Origin of the sequence: Thiogranum longum (assembly GCF_004339085.1) — a bacterium.
Classification (GTDB): domain Bacteria; phylum Pseudomonadota; class Gammaproteobacteria; order DSM-19610; family DSM-19610; genus Thiogranum; species Thiogranum longum.
On sequence record NZ_SMFX01000001.1, the window covers coordinates 732,522 to 749,802 of the forward strand.

Genomic DNA, 17,281 nt, shown 5'->3' on the forward strand with positions numbered 1-17,281 from the left:
ATCGATGGAAGTCCTTAAACCGGACTTGTTAAATTGTCGTGACAACCTGCTGTCGGGGGGTACCCGGGGCGGCAAGGACACTGCTGCTGTTTTCCACCCGTAAATCGCGTTCCCCGTTCAATCTGGTCTGGAATCGGCTAGTTAGATTGATTCTTAGAACAAATCTAGAGAATTCTTCCAGCCCTGTCTGTAGTTTTTGATACGTATACGAAACAATTATCAAGATTTTGTGAGTATGCCGAGTTTATTGAATTTATTTGATTTTTTCCCCTCAAGGCCGTGCCATCCGCAGTTCGGTAGGGTAATCTACGCGCTTTAGACACAATCCAGTGGTAGAGCTACGTGTTAACCAGAATCCTGATCATCATGTCGCTGGCAGGCCTTGCCAGTGCCTGCGATAACGCGGCCAGCCAACTGGAGGCAGAGGCCAGCGTCTGTGAAAAGGCATTGGGGATAGGCGCACTGGAACTTGCCGAAGAACACTGCCAACGTGCCCTGGGAGAACCAGGAAACGATATTCTTACCCCGCAGGTCAGGTCAGAGAGGTTGTACAGGCTGGCGGGTATCAAGCGGCAGCAGGCAAAGTACGCAGAAGCGGCTGAGCTGCTTGACCAGTCACTGTCACTGGAACAGACGTTGTCCGGTTCGGGCAGCCTGCAATTCGCCGGCCGGCAACTTGAAAGGGTGCTGATTCTGGCGGGGCAGGGGCGATGGCCGGAAGGTGCCCGGCTGCTCGAGCAAACGTTACCGATGTCCGCTCAGCTGAGCGAAAAGGAACAGGCCTCGCTGGCCAATATCCTGCAGCGGTACATCGCACAGCTGCAGAAAATCGGGCAGACAGAACAGGCATCGCGTCTGCAGGTGGCAGCCGACAGCCTCAAGCAGCAGGAATAAAATCGGGGCAGGTCAAGGAGCCTGATCATAAAAGAGCCCAAGTAAAATATGGCGATGACGCAGGCTCAGAGACTCAAACGGGTGATCGGTATAGTTGTGCAAATTCACCGGGTCGTACGCAGCGGTCTGGGGAGGATTCCAGCGTGTCCGAGGTGAAAAAAGGGCGAAATGGTGTTTCAATAGCGATGGACGTTGGTAGGTAACGGGTGTTAATACTTCCCACACTCCTTGCGTTTAAGGCCAGCCGGAAGGCCGAGATAGAAAAGTTGGAGGACTTGCCATAGTTATTTTTTCTCACCGTATTTCGACCATGCGATCTTTTCGATTATCGACTATTTGGTCGATTTCAATCTCGTTACTAATGTGTTTTTTCAGTGGCGCTCTATTCGCAGAGATACCGGCAGTCAGAAATTCGATCGGGCTGCCGGGCGCCAACGGTTTAATTCAAGATGCTGTGCTTACGCAACCACGGCAGGTGTTCGGATTGTCAGTGGATCGCACTTCCCGGAACCCCGAGAACGCATTCGGCTGAATTCCTGCCGAGAAATCAATATCCTGAAACGAGCAATCATCCAGCGCTCATTCGACCCGGTAGCAAGGTTGCTGTACCTGGCATTTACGATCAGTACTTTTGATGAGATAGATGCGATCGGTAATTGGTTTGGGGAAATGCAGGTGATGATAGACCCACTGTGTCCTGCCCTCATGTGCCATAACCCGGCTTTTGAAAACGTTTGGGATAAATTCCGCAAAATGATCGTAATCCACTACCACAGCGTGCACACGTTCGGGCGGGGTATCGAAGGTCGTCACGAGCATTGCCCAGGGAACGGACGAGCCCTCGATTTCACGGTGATAAATCTGGCCTTCGGCAACCGTCTCAACCAACCTCCAGCCATCCGCATCGATACTATCTCCCGCGCCCATTACCGGGCCTGCCAGGAACAAGCCGCTCAAGAGGCAGGTGAAACGGCCTGCCTGTTTCACACAGGCCATGAAACTTTTCCCCCGGGTCGGACTCATACAAGGCATGGACTGAAGTATTGCCTATACTTTAAACGTTGTAACGACGACAAGCCGTTATTTCACCATGCGTTGCCGGAGGGCCGCCATGAGAAGAGACGTCTTCAGCAAGTCCGCTGTACCGATACTTGTTCTAATCGGCATTTTCTTTTTTCCGGCCCTGGCTTTCCAGGTACATGCTGAAGGCACATCTCAGGCAGTTACCCTGACGCTCGGGGACTACCGTTTCGACCCGGACAGCATTGAAGTCCAGTCCAGCCAGCCGGTTATCCTGACCTTGATTAACAAGGATGGCATCACCCCACATAACTTTACTCTGCAGGATACGGCAGCCGGACTGGATATCGACATCAATGTGAGCGCCGGCTCGACATCTATGGTCGAATTTACCCCTGAAAAACCGGGGACCTACACGTTTTACTGCGCCAAAAAACTGCCCTTCATGAAGAGCCATCGCGCTCGTGGCATGGAAGGAACCCTGATTGTCAGGTAATGGCCAGACAAGGATAAAAGTGAGTGAGGGTTTTACTCGTATCTGCTAACAGGGAGCATATCCCGGACCCGATTTTTCCGCTCGGCCTTGCCTATATCGCGACGGCAGTTCGACAGGCAGGCTACCAGGTAGCCGTTACGGACCTCTGCTTCGGCAGTCGGCCAATACATGCGCTGCAACAGAAGATTCGAACCTTCAAACCGGACGTCATTGGTTTGTCGCTGCGCAATGTCGATAATGCCGCCTACCCGCTGACGGTTGACTACCTGGCCCTGCACCGGGAAGTTATTGATGCGATACGTGATATCACTCCCGCAATGGTCGTACTCGGGGGTTCTGGTTTTTCGATTTTACCCGAGGCCTATATGCAGGTACTTGATGCAGATTTCGGCATCAAGGGTGAAGGTGAACAGGCCTTTGTCACATTACTCGATGCACTGGATAGTAATCATGACCCGGGTATTGTACCCGGCGTCCTGGCTCGAAAGCACGACCATGCAAACGGTATACACGTTCAAACTCCCGTGAAGACGGATACAAATCAAGGCGATGGGCTGCGGCCGGCACGCCACCTGTTTGATTATGCCCGTTACGTGCGTCGTGGCGGCACTGGCAACATCCAGACCAAACGCGGCTGCATATTTAAATGCAACTACTGCACCTACCCGTTACTGGAAGGCAACCGGTTCCGTGTACGTGACGCCCGTGATGTCGTTGACGAAATCGAGGAGCTGTTACTCAAGTATGGCCCACACCCTGTCTTCTTTGTTGATTCCATCCTGAACTTCCCGCGCGGTCATGTCGAAGGCATTTGCGAGGAAATCCTGCGGCGCAAACTGAACGTCAGATGGAGTTGTTACGCCACGCCCGTTAAGCTCGACAGGCGACAGGCGCAACTCATGGCACAGGCCGGTTGCGAGGGTATTGAACTTGGCACCGATGCCGTGGATAACGACCAACTCAAGCGGCTGGGTAAATCATTTGATGCCGCTACCGTCGTTCGTGCCAACCAATATTGTCTTGATGCTGGGCTGCGTGTTTGCCACACACTTATATTTGGCGGTCCCGGTGAAACAGAATCCAGTATTCGAAATACCTGTCACGCCCTGCGAGAAATGCGGCCAACGGCGGTGGTTGCCATGACAGGTGTACGCGTTTATCCGGGTACACCACTGGCCGGGCAGTTGATTTCCACCGGAAAAATGACTGGCAGCGACATCGGACTCACCCCGGCGTTCTATATTGAACCCGCTATTGCGGACTTCCTGCCCGCCTACCTGCAACAGCAGGCACGAGAGGCAGGTAACTGGGTGTTGCCAGGCATGGAGCCACCGTTACTGCCGATCAGCCAGCGCATCCTGCGGTCATTGGGCGTATCTGGTCCGTTGTGGCGCCTGCTGCGTTATTCCTGGATGCGCCAGATCAGCCGCAGCAAATTTCGACGCCCCACGACAAGTTGGGGTATTCCTGGCCTACGGAGGAGATTGTTATGAACCTGCAACATAGAAAAGAGAATTCCGATTACCGGGCAGCAATGGGTCAGCTACTGGTGCTATACACCCAGGTTGACCGTCTGATTATGGAAGCCTGTGCAGAACGTATCGCAAGCGCACCGGATGAAGCGGCCAGGCTGGGACTGGCCAAACAGGTCGGTGATGAATCCCGGCACGTAAACATACAGCGCGAATGGATGGAAAAGTTCGGCTCCCGCCAGGCGCCCATTATTTCAAAACAGCAGGAAGCAACTATCCTGGGTCATTTCCGGCATCTTGACTGGCGAGACTTCCTGACAGACATGTACCTGTGTGTCGAAGCGCTGGGCAGTGATGCGGTCGAACAGGTTGTGCCGCTCGCCGATCCCGGCACGAAAGAATCATTGCGCATTCCGCTGCTGGACGAGCTTGATCACATCGCCTTTGGCGTGAATCGCCTGAAACAAGAGCTGTCACACATGGCCCCCGCTGAACGCGAGGCTTTCCTCGGCCGCCTACCGGAACGCATCCAGACGCTGAACCGGTCTTTCCATGCTATGGGACTGAATCTAAAGGCCTTGTTTGAAGCTGTCGGTGCAGACTATGACGAGCTGTGCAAATCGGTACTGCAGCGCAAGGATGAAGTTCTGAAAGAAGTATCGGAACCGCTTGTGGCCTGAAGTGCATATCTTCTATACGCGAAGATTACGAGTGAAGAAGTTTCACTGGAACACATTGAACAGATTATTCCGCTGCAGGATCCAGTGCAGCGGCGGCATTTGATTGAGGGGCTAGGTAAGGCCGGGCTGACATAAGTTATGTCTATCTGTTAACCAGCGCCATAAATGTATCCAACCGCGGTCTTGCTGGCCTGGTTGCAAAGGGGAGAGTCTCAATCCCGACGAGACGCTGATAGAAATTATGCCGTAAGGTGTCAGGCTGCCATTGATCGGCTTTCACCTATCCAGCGAATAACCCGCTGCATATCATTATCGATCACGTTCAGCGATTCAACTTCATGGGCGGCAATATCGTCGTAACCCAGCGGCACAAACTCTGCCACAATCTGTTCGTAGCTTTCGCTTAATACGCTGTTATCAGGATCCAGTCCGGTCACCAGGCCAAGCCCTGTCGGTTTGGTAGCAACGCTGACCAGACTCACATCCGGCCGATACTTCTTGAGGCAGAGTATGAGCTTCCAGATATCCCCGCTCCAGAAATTAGTGGTTCGTTCGCGCGAGGAAGTCACTGCATCAAGCGGTATACAGTCATGAATTGCAACCACGCTACCCGGACTGGCATGTCGCTCAACGTTAATAAAATCACGCAATGCAGCCTCAAATACATGCATGCCATCGATAAAGGCAAAGTCTACCGCGCGCTGGCCCAGAAGCTCTCTTACATTGTGTTCATCAAAGAATGAGTCGCTGGTCTGGGGGAATATCCTGCATTTTGGTGGTAATTCATGTGAGATTTCAGGCTCCGGATCAACGCCGAGACAAAGTGTCCGGGGTTCTGCCAGTGCAATAGATTGACCAGTCTCTACGCCTATCTCAATATAGGTTTCCGGTTTCAGGTGTCGATGTAGATCTCTCAATACAGCGGTGTAATGTTCACCCGGGAATTTGATTTCGACCAACGAGAGATGAGCGTTCAGGGTGTCCGGCTTTAATTTCAGGACACGCTGATATGCCTGGACAGCCTCGGCATTCTGCCCGGACTTGCGATAAGCCAGGCCAAGGTCGTAAAACGCATCGGCACTGGCCGGATTCGTTGCAACCGCCTTTTTCAGCCAGCGTATAGCCCTGTCCGGACGCCCATCCTGAATCAGACTCTGCCCCAGCAAATGCAGCACATCCGAATCATCCGGAACCCATTTGAGTATCTTCTGATACCCCGCTTGCGCTTCACGATACTGTTGAGCCTGGTGAGCTGCTGCCGCTTGCCGGAACAGTTTCGCAAGCTTGTTCCCGTTCATCTGCGTTGCCATGGTATTTCTCCGCCTTGTAAGCCCGTTATTTACGAACGGTCATCAGTTTTGCCGCCAATTAAACAATGCAAATATCAGGCCACCAAACTCCACAGTCGTTGTGTCATACCGATAGATTCCCGAAATAACATAGAGATTGAGCGCAGAATGCCGTGCGGCAGAAATGGAGCCGACTGTGGAGAAAAGTGGGCGGGTTGTCGGCAATGTGTACTCGATACATCCAGCTAGTAATAAATGTAAACGAGTAAACATGGTCCAGTGACACGGAATTTGGCTGATAGGAATAGCGGTGTTTGATGGTGTAATTTTCCTCTCTGTATGGATAGCCAAACATCACTTAAAACGTGCTTTAATATTCAATGCAAAAACAAAGACTGTCTATTGTCGACTTACTGGTTATCTTTCTTTTAAGGAGTGTGTCCTATGTCACTTGAATTTCTACCCATGCCAGATGAGAACGGTTATTTTGGTGAATATGGCGGGCAGATTATTCCGCCTGAGTTAAAAGCTGTCATGGATGATATCAATGATGCTTACGAAGAAATTCGAGATACCGATGCCTACAAAAATGAGTTAGGCGCACTCTATGCTAATTATGTAGGCAGGCCGAGCCCGATTTTTCATGCAAAGAGGCTCAGTGATAAGGTGGGTGGCGCGCAAATCTTTCTGAAACGTGAAGACCTTAACCATACTGGTGCGCACAAGATCAACCACTGCCTGGGCGAAGCATTACTTGCCAAGCACATGGGTAAAACAAAAGTCCTGGCCGAAACCGGCGCCGGGCAACATGGTGTGGCACTGGCAACAGCCTGCGCACTGGTCGATATCGAATGTGAAATTCACATGGGTGAGATTGATATTGAAAAAGAGCACCCCAATGTCACGAAAATGAAAATACTGGGTTGTAAGCTGGTACCGGTAGACCGGGGTACGCGCACCCTGAAAGATGCTGTTGATAGTGCTTTTGAAGAATATCTTAAAGACCCGGCCAATTATTTTTATGCGATTGGTTCTGTTGTCGGGCCACATCCATTCCCAAAAATGGTGCGTGATTTCCAGAGTATTGTTGGAGTCGAAGCACGTCAGCAATTTATCTCTTCTCATGGGAAACTACCGGATATTGCCATGGCCTGCGTTGGTGGAGGCTCTAATGCGATTGGTCTGTTTACCGCATTTATCAACGATGAGACAGTGGAACTTATTGGGGTTGAGCCGGCAGGTAAAGGCCTGAATACGCCGGATCATGCAGCAACATTAACCAGGGGTACCAAGGGTGCGATTCACGGCTTTGAGTGTTAAAGCCTGCAGGATGATAACGGAAACCCGCTGCCTGTTTATTCAATTGCCTCTGGACTCGATTATCCTGGTGTGGGTCCACAGCATTGTTATTTGAAAGATATCAAGCGCGTGCGTTATGAAACTATTGACGATAAAGAATGCCTGGAAGCTTTTATGACCCTGTCACGCACCGAGGGTATTATCCCGGCACTTGAGAGTGCGCATGCTGTTGCCTACGCCATGAAGATCGCAAAGGACATGCCGGTTGATAAAAACATTTTGATTAACCTGTCGGGGCGTGGTGACAAGGATGCTGATTTTGTGGCAGAAATGCTGTCGTTATAATTGCACCTATAAACATTAAAAGGGAGCCTGCTGTTCACCTGCAATATCTCAGGTCGCCGGCCGAGGTCGAGTACGAGCTGACCGCGGTCAGAGCCGAAGCGGAGCGTGATTACACGCAGCCCGTCGGCTGTGGCAGCCCGCCCAGCATGGCGATCTTCTTCATCGGGCCGCCGTGGAACAGTTTGTTGAGGTGGGAGCCCTTGCGGTCGCCGCCGTGCATCTTGGAGAATTCGCGCAGCGGGGGCACCACGGCATTTTCCTGGTAGTAGTGTCGCGCAGACGTGACATAGTCGATGATCTCGTCAGTCAGTTCGATGCCTTCCCGTTCGGCGATGAAGCGCATGACGTCTTCGTTCCAGTCGTCCGGATTCTTCAGAAACCCGGCTGCGTTGAATTCCACGTCCATCGGTGATTCTCCCATTGTCTTGTTCATGATGTGGTTATAAGGGCCGGGCCGCTCCCGTTTGTCAGGTGATAGCAAACCGTGGCCTGTCCCTTACCGTTCGTATCATCATGTCGATAGCCTGATGCAAGTCATCCAGAGCGGATCCCATAATGAGCCCGGCGCAATAATGATATAAGTACAGGTTACATGATATGGGTTCATGCAGGTTTGTGCGGGCCTGAATTTCAAATTCACGCCATGCCATAACCAACTGATCACTCGCATTACTGTCTACACAGAGCCAGTAATCGTCATGCAGGATAACTGCCAGGCCACGATGTCGCGTCAATTCCACCCGTAAAGGATTTCCCAGACGCAGCAAGGCAAGGCGTGCCTGGTTGAAGCACGCTGCCTCCATTCTCTTGGGCCTGGTATGTAACGGGACGGGTTCATCAGATGTATCCATAGGGCAGTTGTAGCTGTCAGGTTATTTTAGCGGCACGCTAATCAGTGACGTCGAGTGTGCCATTGGTGAACACCCGACTTGCCAGTATATCTTCCGCTTCTATCGTAATGAGATCGGTTTTATTCAGTGTTTTTCTATTGCTGTTAAACAGTCGATTCGCCTGCCTCAGTCGCGCACGGTCCAGGGCATTACGCACCGAGCGGGCATTGGCAAAGTGCTCCAGATTCATACGCAAGGTGAGATATTCCAAAAATGCTTTTTCAGCATCAGGACTTAATCGATAGTTTTGATCAGCCAGCATCAACTTGCCTATTGCGAGAAGTTCGTCAGCACTGTAGTCGGGGAAATCCAGGTGATGTGCAACACGCGAGCGCATGCCAGGGTTGCTGTGGAAAAACTTGTCCATACGGTCCTTGTACCCGGCGAGTATTACGACCAGATCATCACGATTATTTTCCATGACCTGCAGTAATATTTCTATCGACTCGGCGCCATAGTCGCGCTCGTTTTCGGGTTTGTACAGGTAATAAGCTTCGTCGATAAACAACACGCCACCCATGGCCTTTTTTATAACTTCTTTTGTCTTTGGCGCAGTGTGGCCAATGTATTGACCCACTAAATCATCCCGCGTAACAGAGACCAGATGACCTTCCCGTACGTACCCCAGACGATGTAATATTTCTGCCATACGCAGGGCAACAGTTGTCTTCCCTGTGCCGGGATTGCCGGTAAAATTCATATGCAGCGTGGGCGTCACGGATGACAGCGCAAACTGTTTACGCAGCCGATCGACCAGTAATAGTGCGGCGATTTCACGTATGCGTGTTTTTACAGGTTTCAGCCCGATGAGCTCACGATCAAGCTTGTCGAGTACTTCTTTTACATTAGAGGCTTCGAATTCAGCCTTAAGATCAACAGACGCATCATCAGGTAAAATAATTTTATCCTGCTCGCTATTTGAATCATCTATATCGTTCATTCCAACAGCTCCAGTTTAAACCGATTAAAAAAACGCTGGCAGGTGAAACAGCTCACCGGCCAGCGTAATCGTTCATTTTGTGTTTTTATTTATGCCGCTTGAAATAAGCCATTGCTAATAGCGTTCTGCTTCCGGTTTATCCGTTACATACGGTTTAATGGTGTAGCGCATGGTTCGACCTTCAGTTTCCTGGCGAATCAGCCCGAAGCCAGGTTCATTCTTGGGTCTGTTAACGATGTAAGACATGGTGACACTCTCTACACCCTGCACTGCGCTAAATGCGCCAACCCGGATATAGTAATTGGGGAATGTCTTGCGACATGCATTGACTTCCATCATGATCCCGGCGGGATCTTTCAGATCAAACATCGGGTTGCCAAACATTTCCCAGTAAGTGTTGCGTGGATGCGGATCATCGGTGTATTCAACACTCAGCGCCCACCCCTTGTCCAGAGCGTATTTGATTTGTAACGTGATTTGCTCATCCGTCAAGTCCGGTAAAAAGGAAAACTGTCCCTGGGTAACACGATTGCCTTGATTGGTCATCATAACGTGATTCTCCTTTTCGATTAGACGCTGCCGGTAGCGGTAGGGACAAAGTCAGGGCTGTCGGTGGATTCATAGTTAAACGTAATGTCTTTCCATGTATCCAGACCTGCCTTGAGTGGGGAACACCATTTAGCCGCATCATCCAGTATCTGTGGGCCTTCGTTCCAGATATCACGACCTTCGTTACGTGCCTGGATCATGACTTCCAGTGCTGTCCGGTTTGCCACTGCGCCTGCCTGGATACCATCCGGATGACCGATCGTGCCGCCACCAAATTGCAGCACAACATCTTCGCCCAGATAGTGGATGAGCTGATGCATTTGACCGGCATGAATACCGCCCGAGGCAACAGGCATGCATTTATTCAATGAGGCCCAGTCCTGATCGAAGAAAATACCTTTTTCGAGCTGCATTTTCGTATGGGTATCGAGCAAGGTGTCGTAGTAACCACGGATCATCAATGGATCGCCTTCGAGTTTTCCGACGACGGTACCGGCGTGAATATGATCCACGCCCGCCATGCGCATCCATTTGCAAATGACCCGGAAACTCATGCCATGATTTTTCTGGCGTGAGTACGTCGAGTTACCGGCACGGTGCAAATGCAGGATCATGTCATTAGCGCGTGCCCACTTGGCCATGGACTGAATCGCGGTATAACCGATTACCAGGTCGATCATAATGATGACCGAACCCAGGTTCTTTGCGAACTCGGCGCGCTCATACATTTCTTCCATGGTGCCAGCGGTGACATTCATGTAGTGCCCTTTGACTTCACCGGTTGCAGCTGAGGCCTTGTTTACCGCGTCCATGCAATACAGGAAACGATCACGCCAGTGCATGAAAGGTTGCGAGTTGATGTTCTCGTCATCTTTCATGAAGTCCAGACCGCCTTTCAGTGCTTCATAGACGACGCGTCCGTAGTTGCGGCCAGACAGCCCCAACTTTGGTTTGGTTGTCGCACCCAATAACGGGCGGCCAAACTTGTCCATGCGCTCACGTTCTACAATGACACCGGTGGCGGGGCCCTGGAACGTTTTCAGGTAGGCTACGGGGATGCGCATGTCTTCCAGGCGCAAGGCCTTCACCGCTTTCATGCCGAAGACGTTACCGATAATGGAAGCCGTCAGGTTGGCTATCGAGCCGCCTTCAAACAGATCGATATCATAAGCAATGTAGGCGAAATATTGTGCCTCGTTATCGGTGCCCGGTCCGGTGTTCGGCACCAGGTCAACGCGATACGCCTTGGCGCGATACATTTCACATGCCGTCAGTCGATCCGTCCAGACAACGGTCCAGGTCGCGGTGGAGGATTCGCCTGCTACCGCTGCGGCGCATTCGTCTGGCTCCACACCTTTTTGTGGTGTGATACGAAACACCGCGAGCACGTCTGTGTCTTTAATTTCGTAATCGGGCTCCCAATAGCCCATCTTTTTATACGGGATAACGCCAGATTTGTAGCGCTCCTTACCTTCCTTCATTGTTTCGGAAACCATATACAAACGCCTCTAATGATTATTAGGTTAAAGTGAACTCAACGCTATTTTCTGTAATCACCTTTAACCAGTTGAAACGACAGTGAGTAAGCTGGCAAAAATGATTTACGACCGCCCCATAACTCGAGTGCCAATCATTCTTACTGCATTAAGCGATAAGTAAAAGTAGATGTTTTCAATACACAACATAGATGATAGGCTATTGAAAGAAAGGGGGGTGTATGCGTCGTTCCACGTTCCGACAACTGCAGATTTTCGAGGCCATCGCCAGGCACATGAGCTTTACGCGTGCAGCGGAGGAGCTGTTTCTTACCCAACCCACCGTGTCGATGCAGATGAAGAAGCTAACCGACCACATCGGTACGCCACAATTTGAACGCATTGGCAGCCAGCTTTATCTCACTGATGCCGGTAAAGAGCTGTTGCATACGTGTACTGAGATATTTTCGGAACTTGATCGTTACGAAATGATGGTCGCCGACCTGCAGGGATTAAAGAAGGGTAAGCTCAGGATTACCATTGTAACAACGGCAAAGTACTTTGTGCCGAGCCTGCTTGGGACCTTCTGCAAGCGATTCCCTGGAGTTGAAGCATCGCTGAATGTCACTAATCGCGAACAAGCGCTTATCCGGCTTGAAGAAAACCTGGATGATTTATACGTACTGGGCCAACCGCCTGAAGATTTGCATGTTGAGTCTCAGCCATTTCTGGATAACCCGTTGGTGGCGCTCGCGCCTGTTGATCACCCGCTTGCGGATGAAAAGAACATTACACTGGAACGCTTTTCAGAAGAGCCATTTCTGGTGCGCGAAGCCGGTTCCGGTACACGCAAGGTTGTAAAGCGCTTGTTTGACGAGCATGGCCTGGAATTAAACGTGCGTATGGAACTGGGCAGTAACGAAGCCATCAAACAAGCTGTTATCGGTGGCCTGGGCGTATCGATACTTTCTCGTCACGCACTTCATCATGAACCACGCGCAACGAAGATCTGCATTCTTGACGTGCAAGGCTTTCCGATACTGCGTCAGTGGTATGTTGTCTATCCAGTGGGCCGACAGTTAACAATCATTGCGCGTACTTTTCTGGAGTTTCTGCATCAATCCGAACATTAGCAGGTGAGGACATGGCACAACGATATAAAAAAGACCCGGAAGCCATTGCCAGACTCAATGCCGAGCAGTTTCGTGTGACCCAGGAAAGCGCCACCGAACGGCCAGGCAGCGGCGAGTATCTGCACAACGGAGCGCCGGGCCTCTACGTTGATGTCGTGTCCGGCGAGCCGCTGTTTACCTCGGCAGACAAGTTCGATGCAGGCTGTGGCTGGCCCAGCTTCAGCAAGCCGGTGTCGGATGATTTCATCAACGAGGTACGCGACACCGGTCACAATATGATTCGTATCGAAGTGCGTTCGACCCATGGCGACAGTCATCTGGGGCATGTCTTTCCCGATGGGCCTTCGGAGCGCGGAGGGCTGCGCTATTGCATCAATTCGGCATCCTTGCGTTTCGTGCCACTGGACGAGATGGCGGCGCAGGGCTACGCGGAATTTATTCCGCTGGTCACGGGAGAAAATCATGGCGATTGAAAAGGCGTTTCTGGCAGGCGGCTGTTTCTGGGGAATGCAGGATTTGATCCGCAAACAGCCGGGCGTGGTGCGCACGCGCGTCGGTTACAGCGGCGGCGATGTACCCCATGCGACCTGCCGCAATCACGGCAGCCATGCCGAGGCAATCAAGATCGCGTTCGACAGGACTATTCCAGCCTGATTGTGGGATCGGCCGCAATCCTTAATTCTCTATCTGCGGAATGGTACTATTGAGTCATTGATTTTCAGTGTCTATCAGCAATAGATCCTGAAAGAGCGAGCCATCGAGCGTTACCGTGCAGGAAAATGAAGATACCCACTGGATGCGCCATGCGCTGAACCTGGCTCAGCAGGCGGCGGAACAGGATGAAGTTCCGGTTGGCGCCGTTATTGTCCGTGATGGTGTGGTGATCGGCGAAGGCTGGAACCGACCCATCTCCACCAATGACCCCACTGCGCACGCCGAAGTGGTCGCACTGCGCGATGCGGCAAAACGTACTAACAATTACCGTCTCACCGGTGCAACCCTGTACGTCACCCTGGAGCCCTGTCTGATGTGTGCCGGTGCGATGGTTCATGCGCGTATCGGCAGGCTGGTGTATGGCGCCAGTGATCCCAAACGTGGTGCCATCAACAGTACAACACACGCTCTCGACACGCAGGGACTGAATCATCGTATCGAACCGGAAGGCGGGGTGCTGGCAGATGAGAGCGCGGCCCTGTTGCAGGGGTTTTTCCGCGACAGGCGTAGGGAGTGAAAATCTCCTGATACATCTGTTACGCTGGTGCCAGAAGGCTGGATAGCCTGTTCCCGATATTGTTTCATGGAGGAAACAATGCGTATACACCACTTCCCTGTATTCATGGTTATTCTTGCTGTTGTGCTATTTCCGGTGTCCACTGTGCGTGCCGATATTTATCGCTGTGTGCAGGCGAATGGTCACATCAGTTACCAGCAAATTCGCTGCCACAGCGAAGACAGGCCGATAGCGTTAAAAGACAGGCGCAGTGGCTGGTCACCGTTGCGTCCGGGTGAACAGGCGCTGCTGAAGCAGTACCGGAAAAAGGATGCTGCACGGCGCCGCAAGCCAATGGCCGAAAGGACGGAACCGGCAAAGGAATCACGTGCCTGCTGGGCCCGGAGGAAAAAACTGGAAGCGGTTCGCGCAAAGTTGCGTCGTGGCTACAACCTGGGGGAAGGTGAAAGTCTGCACCGCAAGCGCGACAATCACAGAGAGTTTCTGCGGCAATTTTGTTCGTGAGCCTCCGGCGGGAGTGTTGGAACAATACGCCGTGTTTTGCGTCAAACCCCGGAAGCCACCAAAAACAGGAATGCTGCATGTCTGAATATCTACGCAAACGGTTTGTTATCTTCCTGCTTGTGCTGCTGGCACAACCGGTGATGTCAGTTCTGGCTGGTGAGGAACCGTATGCACCCAGCCATGTCGATATGAAACTGCAGAAGGTTTCGGAGCATGTTTATTTTGTGCAGGGCAGGGCAGGTATAGCAACTGATAATGAAGGTTTTATCTCCAATGCCGGTGTTGTTATTACGGATGCCGGTATCGTGGTATTTGACAGCCTCGGCACACCCTCGCTGGCGTACAAGCTGCTGGGACTGATCCGCGATATCAGTGACAAGCCGATCGTGCGGGTAATAACCAGTCACTACCACGCAGATCATATTTATGGTTTGCAGGTATTCGAGGAGGAAGGTGCGGAAGTCTGGGCGCCGGCCGGTGCGGAATCATATTTGCGTTCCGAGGCCGCAGCAGAGCGACTGGAAGAACGTCGCCTGTCACTGGATCCCTGGGTCAATGATGTTACCCGGCTGGTGGAACCGGATCGCTACATTGACCGCCAGGAAACCTTTGAACTGGGCGGGGTGAGGTTCACGCTGGTTCCGGTGGGCGCAGCGCATTCGGACGGTGACCTTACGCTCTATATCGAGCCCGACGACGTACTGTTTTCCGGCGATATAATTTTCGAAGGGCGTATTCCGTTTATGGGTGATGCCAATTCGAAGCACTGGCTGGAAGTGCTTGAGCGTATGGAGACGCGCAAGCTAACGGCACTGGTGCCGGGTCACGGCGCCGCCGCGCGCGACCCCAACCGTGCTATTTCTGACATGCGCCGCTACCTGGCCTATTTGCGTGAGTCGATGGGCGCAGCGGTCGAAGAGATGATCCAGTTCGATGAGGTATACGACACGATCGACTGGTCGCAGTACGAAGACCTGCCCGCTTTCCGTGAAGCCAACCGGCGCAATGCCCTGCAGGTCTACCTGTCGATGGAAGCTGAATCTTTCGAATAAAACAAGCCCCGCCTTATGCGGGGCTTGTGATGTGCTGCAAGGTTTTCAGGCCGTTTTTCGCCGTACGGAAGCGATCAGTCCGATCAGGCCCGAGCCAAAAAGCCATACGCTGGCAGGCAGGGGTACGGCACTGGTTGTATGCGGAGGAACATCGAGAGAGAAATCATCGTCGTGGTTTTTATTGTGCTCTCTCGCAAATATACTGAACCCGTGTTTCCCGGGTGTTGCGTCAACAATAAAACCGTCTTTATTCCTGAGGTGGTCCAGGAGGTGGCTTGAGATGTTGTGTTTGTCAGTTGCAAATTCGATTTTCCGCCCGGATAGTGGAGCATTCTCCCAGTCTTCAAATTTCTCCTGCGAGAGGCCTGGATGTTCAATTCCGAAGGTTTTGTTGAAGTGTGGGTTTTGGATGTGGCGCAAGGCGTGATGCCGGGCATGATCGTGATGCTGGCGGCCGTAATTACCTTTGTCCTGGTGCAGCAAGTCGCTATTTTCACTGGAATCAATACTCACTAACGAGGCATTGACCGGCGTTGCGACAAGGCAGAACAGCGGCAGTATCCAGTAGTGCTTTTGCATAATATCCTCCGTGGTGCTTTGTTATTTCGCCAGTGCGGGCGTGGGCGGTAAGGTGTTATCGGATGATGCAGCCCCGGTCTTTAATGCTTCCGGGCTTGTCGCCAGCATATTTTTCAGGGAGTTGAAACTGGTGAAGGGACGCTGTATTTCCTGTTCAACTGACTCAAGTACGCCATTGATCTGGTCAGGATCGGTGCTGTCCCGGCGGTAGATGCGCACAATATAGTTTTCCATCCGGTTCCCTCTTTTGTGTTCTGTTGTGCGCAGTGTGGGGGATGCGAACTTACAGAAGACTTACAAAACGGGTAAGCGGAGAACTTATTTGCTGGAAGGCCTTGCCGGGCTGTTCAGGAGGCGGTGGGACGTGACTTCAATGACTGGTAGAGGTTGAAAGTAACCGGGGAGGGTTGAATGTGGAGCTGTTCCGCAAGCTGTTTCCGGCACTGGTGAAAGGTGTTGATGGCCTCAGAAAATCTGCCGGAGTCGCGGTAACAAATAATAAGCTGTTGATACAGGGCTTCACCCAGGGGTTCAACTTCCAGCCCCTTCTGGTACAGGCGGATAGCCTGACCCCATTCCCGGCGAGCTTCCCATACCTTCCCGGAATCCAGGATAAATCTCAGTAGCTTGCTGCGCAGGCGTTCACGAAGTGAAAGCATCCAGGGGCGTACCGCTTCGCGTTCCAGAAAAGCGCCCTGGTAGAGATTCAGGAGGCGTTCACTGGAACGCGATAACTGGCGTAGAATGGCGGGGTCTCTGGCGCGTACGAGCAGGCGTTCATTGAAGTTGACTGTGCGTTCAAATGCCCAGACATCGACCCATGCCATCTGGCTGCTAAGCGTCAGTTTGCAGTCGTGCAACATGAACAGATTTTTGATACCAAAAATGTGGCGCAGGCGATGGAGTGTGACATCGAAAGTGTTCTGGGCCTGGTCGCCATCGGCATCCGGCCAGAGTGCGGCAGCAAGCGTTTCACGATGCACATCACGCCCGCCAAAAGCGATCAGTGCCTGTAAAAGTTCGAAAGGCTTCTGCTGGCGAAGTTGTGTCAGTGCAATGGGGTAGTGATGAGTTTGCACAGAAAAACGCCCCAGCGCATGAATACGCACCGGTGTTTCACCGCGCTTACCGGTCGGCTCCCGGCTCCAGCTACTAACCGGGTGCTGCTGGTAGAGCCGTTGTATGGTACGGCTTTCCAGATTGATGCCCATGGGATGTATCCTCGGTGCATTGCACCGTCACCGGATCCGCATGTTAATTTTAGGTGCTTTGCGGCTTGCCGGGGATTTTCACTGCTAATTTTTTAAGTTATTAAAACAGAACAGGTTCTTTGTCTGTTCCGGGCTGTCGTCAGTACGGATTATGTTGTGACGACAGATTACGGTACATTCTGGGGCGAAATCGGGCTGGATTGCAACCACCTGAAGCAGGCA

Annotated in this window: 19 protein-coding genes and 1 pseudogene; 11 read left to right on the forward strand and 9 right to left on the reverse strand. The window is 52.0% G+C overall.

Features of this window, described 5'->3' with window-relative positions; translation table 11 throughout:
• Positions 1-342: 342 nt before the first annotated feature.
• Entirely contained in the window at positions 343-894 is a 552-nt protein-coding gene (locus DFR30_RS03620) for a hypothetical protein (protein ID WP_132971374.1), read from the forward strand.
• A gap of 579 nt (positions 895-1,473) precedes the next feature.
• On the opposite strand, the gene DFR30_RS03625 is transcribed toward DFR30_RS03620, so the two are convergent.
• Positions 1,474-1,890: an SRPBCC family protein gene (locus tag DFR30_RS03625; protein ID WP_165869078.1), complete on the reverse strand. Its 417-nt coding sequence runs from the start codon at positions 1,888-1,890 to the stop codon at positions 1,474-1,476.
• A 115-nt stretch (positions 1,891-2,005) separates the two neighbouring features.
• Between DFR30_RS03625 and DFR30_RS03630 the strand changes: the two genes are divergently transcribed.
• Genes DFR30_RS03630 through DFR30_RS03640 form a run of 3 tightly spaced genes read left to right on the forward strand, consistent with a single transcriptional unit; the run spans position 2,006 to position 4,562 of the window.
• Positions 2,006-2,410, forward strand: coding sequence for a cupredoxin domain-containing protein (locus DFR30_RS03630; RefSeq protein WP_165869079.1), 405 nt, complete (start codon positions 2,006-2,008; stop codon positions 2,408-2,410).
• 23 nt (positions 2,411-2,433) lie between these two features.
• Positions 2,434-3,903 carry a lipid biosynthesis B12-binding/radical SAM protein gene (locus tag DFR30_RS03635; protein ID WP_132971377.1) on the forward strand — a complete coding sequence of 490 codons (1,470 nt, stop codon included), beginning with the start codon at positions 2,434-2,436 and terminating at the stop codon, positions 3,901-3,903.
• On the forward strand, positions 3,900-4,562 hold the full coding sequence (locus DFR30_RS03640; protein ID WP_132971378.1) for a hypothetical protein: 663 nt from the start codon (positions 3,900-3,902) through the stop codon (positions 4,560-4,562). Before DFR30_RS03635 ends, DFR30_RS03640 begins: the two co-directional genes overlap by 4 nt.
• A gap of 254 nt (positions 4,563-4,816) precedes the next feature.
• Here the strand turns inward: DFR30_RS03640 and DFR30_RS03645 are convergent, their stop codons facing one another.
• Entirely contained in the window at positions 4,817-5,872 is a 1,056-nt protein-coding gene (locus tag DFR30_RS03645) for a tetratricopeptide repeat protein (RefSeq protein ID WP_132971379.1), read from the reverse strand.
• 444 nt (positions 5,873-6,316) lie between these two features.
• Between DFR30_RS03645 and trpB the strand changes: the two are divergent.
• Positions 6,317-7,495 (forward strand): annotated as a pseudogene (trpB, locus tag DFR30_RS03650) (tryptophan synthase subunit beta).
• 109 nt (positions 7,496-7,604) lie between these two features.
• On the opposite strand, the gene DFR30_RS03655 reads toward trpB, so the two are convergent.
• From DFR30_RS03655 to DFR30_RS03675, 4 genes are all read right to left on the reverse strand, one after another.
• Positions 7,605-7,901, reverse strand: a complete 297-nt coding sequence (locus DFR30_RS03655) for a TusE/DsrC/DsvC family sulfur relay protein (protein ID WP_165869080.1) — start codon at positions 7,899-7,901, stop codon at positions 7,605-7,607.
• A gap of 482 nt (positions 7,902-8,383) precedes the next feature.
• Positions 8,384-9,325: a CbbX protein gene (cbbX, locus tag DFR30_RS03665; protein ID WP_132971382.1), complete on the reverse strand. Its 942-nt coding sequence runs from the start codon at positions 9,323-9,325 to the stop codon at positions 8,384-8,386.
• A 114-nt stretch (positions 9,326-9,439) separates the two neighbouring features.
• The gene (locus DFR30_RS03670) at positions 9,440-9,874 is read right to left on the reverse strand and encodes a ribulose bisphosphate carboxylase small subunit (protein WP_132971383.1); all 435 of its coding nucleotides are present in this window, start codon (positions 9,872-9,874) and stop codon (positions 9,440-9,442) included.
• A gap of 20 nt (positions 9,875-9,894) precedes the next feature.
• On the reverse strand, positions 9,895-11,370 hold the full coding sequence (locus DFR30_RS03675; protein WP_132971384.1) for a ribulose-bisphosphate carboxylase large subunit: 1,476 nt from the start codon (positions 11,368-11,370) through the stop codon (positions 9,895-9,897).
• A gap of 221 nt (positions 11,371-11,591) precedes the next feature.
• Between DFR30_RS03675 and DFR30_RS03680 the strand changes: the two genes are divergently transcribed.
• The 6 genes from DFR30_RS03680 (at position 11,592) to DFR30_RS03705 (ending at position 15,269) form a co-directional block, all read left to right on the forward strand.
• Complete coding sequence (locus tag DFR30_RS03680) at positions 11,592-12,482, forward strand: LysR family transcriptional regulator (RefSeq protein WP_132971385.1); 891 nt, start codon at positions 11,592-11,594, stop codon at positions 12,480-12,482.
• 11 nt (positions 12,483-12,493) lie between these two features.
• Complete coding sequence (gene msrB / locus DFR30_RS03685; protein WP_132971386.1) at positions 12,494-12,955, forward strand: peptide-methionine (R)-S-oxide reductase MsrB; 462 nt, start codon at positions 12,494-12,496, stop codon at positions 12,953-12,955.
• Positions 12,945-13,136, forward strand: a complete 192-nt coding sequence (locus DFR30_RS03690) for a peptide-methionine (S)-S-oxide reductase (protein WP_207891798.1) — start codon at positions 12,945-12,947, stop codon at positions 13,134-13,136. The genes msrB and DFR30_RS03690 overlap by 11 nt, the downstream gene beginning before the upstream one ends.
• A 115-nt stretch (positions 13,137-13,251) precedes the next feature.
• The gene (gene tadA, locus DFR30_RS03695) at positions 13,252-13,713 is read left to right on the forward strand and encodes a tRNA adenosine(34) deaminase TadA (protein WP_132971387.1); all 462 of its coding nucleotides are present in this window, start codon (positions 13,252-13,254) and stop codon (positions 13,711-13,713) included.
• A gap of 78 nt (positions 13,714-13,791) precedes the next feature.
• Positions 13,792-14,217: a DUF4124 domain-containing protein gene (locus tag DFR30_RS03700; RefSeq protein WP_132971388.1), complete on the forward strand. Its 426-nt coding sequence runs from the start codon at positions 13,792-13,794 to the stop codon at positions 14,215-14,217.
• Positions 14,218-14,294: 77 nt separating this feature from the next.
• A complete protein-coding gene (locus tag DFR30_RS03705) occupies positions 14,295-15,269 on the forward strand; it encodes an MBL fold metallo-hydrolase (protein ID WP_132971389.1) in 975 nt (324 codons plus the stop codon).
• Between the two features lie 45 nt (positions 15,270-15,314).
• Here the strand turns inward: DFR30_RS03705 and DFR30_RS03710 are convergent, their stop codons facing one another.
• The 3 genes from DFR30_RS03710 to DFR30_RS03720 all read right to left on the reverse strand — a co-directional run bounded on the left by DFR30_RS03710 (position 15,315) and on the right by DFR30_RS03720 (position 17,059).
• Complete coding sequence (locus tag DFR30_RS03710) at positions 15,315-15,848, reverse strand: PEP-CTERM sorting domain-containing protein (protein WP_132971390.1); 534 nt, start codon at positions 15,846-15,848, stop codon at positions 15,315-15,317.
• 21 nt (positions 15,849-15,869) lie between these two features.
• The gene (locus DFR30_RS03715) at positions 15,870-16,082 is read right to left on the reverse strand and encodes a hypothetical protein (RefSeq protein ID WP_132971391.1); all 213 of its coding nucleotides are present in this window, start codon (positions 16,080-16,082) and stop codon (positions 15,870-15,872) included.
• 113 nt (positions 16,083-16,195) lie between these two features.
• The gene (locus DFR30_RS03720) at positions 16,196-17,059 is read right to left on the reverse strand and encodes an AfsR/SARP family transcriptional regulator (RefSeq protein ID WP_132971392.1); all 864 of its coding nucleotides are present in this window, start codon (positions 17,057-17,059) and stop codon (positions 16,196-16,198) included.
• Positions 17,060-17,281 lie beyond the last annotated feature (222 nt).